Origin of the sequence: Roseburia inulinivorans DSM 16841, assembly GCF_000174195.1 — a bacterium.
Classification (GTDB): domain Bacteria; phylum Bacillota; class Clostridia; order Lachnospirales; family Lachnospiraceae; genus Roseburia; species Roseburia inulinivorans.
On record NZ_ACFY01000063.1, the window covers coordinates 1 to 4,531 of the forward strand.

At 45.0% G+C, this 4,531-nt stretch carries 6 protein-coding genes; 5 read left to right on the forward strand and 1 reads right to left on the reverse strand.

Annotated elements, in window-relative coordinates; genetic code table 11:
• Window positions 1-207: 207 nt before the first annotated feature.
• Window positions 208-441, forward strand: coding sequence for a hypothetical protein (locus ROSEINA2194_RS07630; protein ID WP_007885222.1), 234 nt, complete (start codon window positions 208-210; stop codon window positions 439-441).
• 230 nt (window positions 442-671) lie between these two features.
• A complete protein-coding gene (locus tag ROSEINA2194_RS20300; RefSeq protein WP_007885223.1) occupies window positions 672-2,027 on the forward strand; it encodes a hypothetical protein in 1,356 nt (451 codons plus the stop codon).
• A 367-nt stretch (window positions 2,028-2,394) separates the two neighbouring features.
• Here the strand turns inward: ROSEINA2194_RS20300 and ROSEINA2194_RS21005 are convergent, their stop codons facing one another.
• Entirely contained in the window at window positions 2,395-2,550 is a 156-nt protein-coding gene (locus ROSEINA2194_RS21005; protein WP_007885224.1) for a hypothetical protein, read from the reverse strand.
• Between the two features lie 332 nt (window positions 2,551-2,882).
• Here ROSEINA2194_RS21005 and ROSEINA2194_RS21010 point away from each other — a divergent pair, with 332 nt between their 5' ends.
• From ROSEINA2194_RS21010 to ROSEINA2194_RS07650, 3 genes are read left to right on the forward strand one after another with little or no spacing between them, the layout of a single operon-like run.
• Complete coding sequence (locus ROSEINA2194_RS21010; RefSeq protein ID WP_007885225.1) at window positions 2,883-3,044, forward strand: hypothetical protein; 162 nt, start codon at window positions 2,883-2,885, stop codon at window positions 3,042-3,044.
• 4 nt (window positions 3,045-3,048) lie between these two features.
• Window positions 3,049-3,369: a MobC family plasmid mobilization relaxosome protein gene (locus ROSEINA2194_RS07645; RefSeq protein WP_009256578.1), complete on the forward strand. Its 321-nt coding sequence runs from the start codon at window positions 3,049-3,051 to the stop codon at window positions 3,367-3,369.
• Window positions 3,330-4,439, forward strand: a complete 1,110-nt coding sequence (locus ROSEINA2194_RS07650) for a relaxase/mobilization nuclease domain-containing protein (protein WP_007885233.1) — start codon at window positions 3,330-3,332, stop codon at window positions 4,437-4,439. The genes ROSEINA2194_RS07645 and ROSEINA2194_RS07650 overlap by 40 nt, the downstream gene beginning before the upstream one ends.
• Window positions 4,440-4,531 lie beyond the last annotated feature (92 nt).

A 4,531-nucleotide genomic window follows, 5' to 3' on the forward strand; every position in this document is an offset into this window, starting at 1 on the left:
CTGATACACTTACGAGCGTGATGAAGCAAAAGATCCGGGAGCTGGAGGAAAGTAAGAACAGCTTTTTCAGATATGAGGGCTTAAAGCTGTACCTGTTTTGGGGCGGTATGGTCTGTAATATTTTAGTGTTTCTTATGCTGTTATATGGTATGCTTGGTAAGTAAAAAGAAATCGACAAATCGGAAGGTTGAGAAAGGAGATTAGTCAATGAAAAAAATATTAGGAATCGTTGCTGGTGTTGTTGGAATAATATCTGTTATTGTGGGTGTTGCATTGAAGATGAATAATAATGCTATTGCTATAATCGGAGGTGTAGATGGTCCTACCTCGGTATTTGTCGCAGGAAAGTTGAATAGTGTTCTTGTCAGCATCTTGCTTATTGCGATAGGTGTTGTGATGTTGATAGTAGCGATAATTTTTTATTTTTTGAAGAAAAAATAGTAGTGCTATACTGGTAGGGAAAAGGGAGAGAAAAATAGCCCTTTTTTAAGAGGTCAAAAAGGTAAAATAAAATATATTGATAATATAAGCCCCCTATAGGTGTTTTTAGGGGTGGGGAAAGGGAGTGAAAAATAGCCCTTTTTTGAAAGGTCAAAAAGGTAAAATAAAATATATTGATAATATAAGCCCCCTATAGGTGTTTTAGAGGGGAGAAGAAAGGTGGTGGACTTATGGCAAAAAAACCGACTGAAAAGCAGTTGTATAAGCTGAAAAATGAATGGCTTGGGCAGTTTTTTGAGGAAGTGAAGCCGAAAGAGTTTTATCGGGCTGTTTTCCCGGAGGGAAGTTTTGAGAGAGCTGGGCATTTTGAGGACGGAAAAGCAAATGGCATTATAACTATAGTCGAAAACGATAAGGCAAAGAATCGGATTGTATTTGATGATTTGTCAGTCATCGATGAGGTCAAAGGGGCGGAGTTTGCCGTAATGTCTCCTGTGGCGTATTCCGGTAGAAATAGGACGGCAGCCAATGCAAGGTGGCTGTATGGTATAGCGATAGACCTTGACGGGGTGGAGATGCCGCAGCTCCGTGATGTGTTCCATCAAATGAATCATGATATTATTCCGAAATGCACTTACTGTATCAATAGCGGTCACGGGCTGCATTTATATTATCTGCTGGAAAAGCCGGTCCCTTTGTATAAGCATTTGCAGGATAAGCTCCGAGAGTTCAAGTATGAGCTGATTGCGAAAGTCTGGAACCGATATACAAGTACATTCACGGAACGGGAGCAGGTTCAGTATCAGGGGATTTTTCAGGGATTCCGTATGGTTGGAACGCAGTCAAAACTGGGAAAGAGATACCCGGTAAAGGCTTTTGAAACAGGCGAAAGAGTGACAATTGAGTATTTGAACGGTTATCTCATGGATAAGAGCAAGGCGGTCACAGATTTTCACTACAAGAGCGATTTAAGCCTTGCAGAAGCACGCAAAAAGTACCCGGAATGGTATGAAAAGCGAATTGTGCAAGGGGAGCGCCGTGAGCGTTGGCATATCAAAAGGGACTTATATGATTGGTGGCTGCGGAAAATAAAAGAGGGAGCTTCTGTAGGGCATAGATACAGCTGCCTTTGCGTTTTGGCGTCCTATGCCGTTAAGTGCGATATTCCGGAAGATGAGCTTTTTACGGACGCTTTTTCCCTATTGCAGTTTCTTGATGATATGTCAGATGATGAGCATAACCGTTTTACTAAGCGTGATATAATGGACGCTATGCAGTTTTATCAAGAAAATTATGTCACATATAGTCGAAGTGAAGCGGAAAGAGTATCGGCTATTCCTATGCCAGCGAATAAAAGGAATTACCAAAAACAGGCTGATCACTTAGAAGAAGCAAGGGCAATTCGTGATATTCGTATGAAAAGACAGGATAGGGATTGGAGAGAGGGAAATGGTAGACCAAAAGGCAGCGGAGAAAAGTCGAAGATTGTCGAAGAATGGCAGCGTCAGCACCCGGACGGAAAGAAAGCAGACTGCATACGGGAGACAGGATTGAGCAAGCCCACAGTTTACAAGTGGTGGAAGTAGGGCATACTTGAAATGCCGAAAGGCATATGGTATAATGCCAGTAGGCGAAAATGACAGAAGTGCTCATGTGGCACAGCAAAAAGCCCCGGAGGTCGCAACTCCGGGGCTTTTCTATTCCGTTCTGGGTGGGTGGCTTAATCCCAAGGCTGGCTACCAGTTATTCTTCTCCGTCCAACCATTTGCAGATGTAGTAGGCAACTACACTTGCCAAAACAGAGAGAAAAAATGACAGAAGTTCACTCATGCGGTTCACCCCCTTTCTCTACCTGTCTGGGGGCGGTAGCGTCGTTCATTATATCACAGGGGCAGAAATGCCACAAGAAGCCATTTCCCCTTGTTTATCATCAAAGCCATAAGGAAAAGAGTGTCAAGGGCGGTCATAGACCGCAGCGTTTACCTTTGATACTCTTTTTTGTTGGCTATAATGCCGGAGGGGAAAACGGCTGTCCGTCCGTTCCGTTACTTCCCCCTGTGCTTCATTGTCCGTTCCGGCGGAAGAAAGTAAAGGGTGGTCTGCGACCATTTTTTATCTGCTGTACTCGCTGATCGGCAAGCCGAAGCTCATACTGCAGATAAAAAACAAGCCCTTGACTGTCTCCCTCCTACACTTCCAAAGTCGCCCAAGAGGAAGTAAGCTCCACTATATTCTTGGCAGAATATACGCACGAATATATCCGCTTGATATAGGGTGTCTATCATGCTATAATATGTGTAGCGGATATATTGCAAGTTCCCTAAAGTGTTACCACTTTAGAACTTGTGAGGGTGGTAAGCCCCCCTTCAATCCCCCTTTTAAACGAGCCGGAAGGCTCATAATATGACGGTGGTAGCACCGAAGAAAGAGAGGTCAAAGGCATGAAAAAAGATATGGATAAAATTCAGTTTGAGTACAGATACGAGGTGCAGGAGCTGATGAAAGTAATTGATAAATATGTAAAACAGAATCCGGCAGAAAAGGAAAATAAGACGCTGGAGCGTTTCTTTGACCTACTTGATGTCATGGATATGGAGTGGTAAGGGTATGAACAAGACAAGACCAAAGCAGCTATCATTCCGGGTAAGTGAAGAAGAATACCAGCAGCTACAGGAGAAGATTTCAGAGAGTGGAAAGAACCAGCAGGAATATATCCTTTCCTGTGTGCTGGAGAAGCAAATCGTGAATACGGACGGTATCAAGGAACTTATCCCGGAACTGAAACGGATAGGGAACAACCTCAACCAGATAGCAAAGCGGTGTAATGAGGGGGGAATGTTGCCGAGTGAAGCGGAAGTGCGGAAGCATGGAGAGGAGCTGAACAAAGTATGGCAGTCATTAAGGCGGTATCTTCAAAGGCGGGCATAGGGCACGCCATAGATTATGTGACAAAAAAAGAAAAGACAGAGGAGAAGCTTGTCAGCGGTCTGCATTGTGAGCCGGAGACGGTCAAGGAAGAAATGCAAGCCACAAAGGAGCTGTGGGGCAAGACGGATGGAAGAACCTATAAGCATTATGTGCAATCCTACCATGAGGACGAGAAAATAACCCCGGAGCAGGCTCACAAGAACGCTGTCGAGCTGGCAGAGCATACAAAGGCATGGAAAGGGCATGAAGTTCTGATAGCCACGCATATAGACAAGGGGCATATACACACGCATTTTATTGTCAATTCCGTAAATTATGAGGACGGTCATAAGCTCCAATGGAGTAAGCACGACCTTAAAGACCTAAAGGAACGGTGCAACGAGCAGAGCCGGGAACAGGGCTTGCATGTGCCGGAGAAAGGAAAGACCTTTGCTGGAGAAGTCCGGGAAGAAACGGTGGCATGGAGCAAAGACACCTACCAGCTTTTGAAACAGGCAGAGCAGGGAAAGGTCAAAAGCTATGTGCAGGATATTGCCCTTGCGGTGCTGGACTGTAAGGAAACAGCGACCAGCCGGGAAAACTTTATCCGGATGATGAATGAAAGAGGGTACGGCGTAGACTGGCAGGACAGCCACAAGTACATCACATATACCGACTTAGCCAGGGAACAGGCAGGAGAAAAGGCTTGTAAAATCAGGGATAACAAGCTGGAAAAATACTACAATATGGATTTTGGAAAGGAGAGCATGGAGCATGAGTTTGAGAGAAATGCACGAACAGCAGAAGCAGAGCAGTCCAAGAGAGCAGCTTCAAGAGTTAAACCGACAGAGCCGGACAGAGCTGGAAAACAGTCTGCTCAAAGAAGCGTTGGCGATGTCGAGCGAGAACTGCGAGGAATTGATGAAGCAGTCAAATCAAGAACAAGTAAGGGCAGAGCAGAACAGGCAGAGAGACGCAGAGCAGAACAGGAAGCTCATCAGCGAGCTGAAGCAGAGCGTAGAGCTGCTGAAGAACAGCAACGAATTGCTTCAAGACGCTATATCGGGCGAGATTGGGAGTTTGAAAGATGAGGTTAAGGAAAACACCGTCCAAGAGGTTAGAAAGGCGTTACAGGCGAATATAGAGGCTATACAGAGGGCTACAAAGCTTCTTGAGAAGCAGT